This is a genomic window from Streptomyces sp. SID14436, from assembly GCF_010548465.1.
GTDB lineage: Bacteria > Actinomycetota > Actinomycetes > Streptomycetales > Streptomycetaceae > Streptomyces.
Window position 1 is genome coordinate 1 of sequence record NZ_JAAGMD010000357.1, and the last position, 1,064, is coordinate 1,064.

Below are 1,064 nucleotides of genomic sequence, written 5' to 3' on the forward strand. Positions count from 1 at the left end.
GGAGGTCCCTGCGCACCCGCTACCGGCCGGACCGCTGGGACGTGCGGGCCTGGCTGGTCGCCGGTTCCGGCGCGGCCGTGGCCGCCGCGCTGTTCGTGGCCGCCGCCCGTGACCCGGCGGCCCTGCACCCCGGCGTGGTGCCGCTGGTGGCACCGACGTTCCCCCTGTGGCCCGCGGCGGCCGTCCTGGCCGGTCTGCTGCCCGCCTTCGTCACGCCCGCGCCCGAGGACAACCGCAAGGAGCTGCCGTGATCCGCTTCGAGAACGTCTCGGTGACGTACGACGGCGCGGACGAACCCTCCGTCCGGGGCGTCGACTTCGAGGCCCCCGAGGGAGAACTCGTCCTGCTCGTCGGCCCGTCCGGGGTCGGCAAGTCGACGGTGCTGGGAGCGGTCAGCGGCCTGGTGCCGCACTTCACCGGCGGCACGCTGCGCGGCCGGGTCACGGTCGCCGGCCGGGACACCCGCACCCACAAGCCGCGCGAACTGGCCGACGTGGTCGGCACCGTCGGCCAGGACCCGCTGTCCCACTTCGTCACCGACACCGTCGAGGACGAGCTGGCCTACGGCATGGAGTCGCTGGGGCTCGCCCCCGACGTGATGCGCCGCCGCGTCGAGGAGACCCTCGACCTGCTCGGCCTCGCCGACCTGCGCGACCGTTCCATCTCCACCCTGTCGGGCGGGCAGCAGCAGCGCGTGGCCATCGGCTCCGTACTCACCCCGCACCCCCGGGTGCTGGTGCTGGACGAGCCGACCTCCGCGCTGGACCCGGCGGCGGCCGAGGAGGTCCTCGCGGTCCTGCAGCGGCTGGTGCACGACCTCGGCACGACGGTCCTGATGGCCGAGCACCGCCTGGAACGCGTCATCCAGTACGCCGACCAGGTCGTCCTGCTGCCCGGCCCGGGCGAGGCCCCGCGGCTGGGCACGCCCGCCGAGATCATGGCGGTCTCCCCGGTGTTCCCGCCGGTGGTGGACCTGGGCCGGCTGGCGGGCTGGAGCCCGCTGCCGCTGACCGTCCGCGACGCGCGCCGCCGGGCCGCGCCCCTGCGGCAGCGCCTGGCGGACG

Annotated in this window: 1 protein-coding gene and 1 pseudogene; both read left to right on the forward strand. The window is 76.0% G+C overall.

Annotation, left to right across the window (positions count from 1 at the left end; genetic code table 11):
- Positions 1-251: pseudogene (locus G3I53_RS12610) on the forward strand (energy-coupling factor transporter transmembrane protein EcfT); the annotation flags it as partial.
- On the forward strand, positions 248-1,064 hold an 817-nt coding region (locus G3I53_RS12615; RefSeq protein WP_164438349.1), incomplete at its 3' end, for an ABC transporter ATP-binding protein. The pseudogene G3I53_RS12610 and the gene G3I53_RS12615, both read left to right, overlap by 4 nt.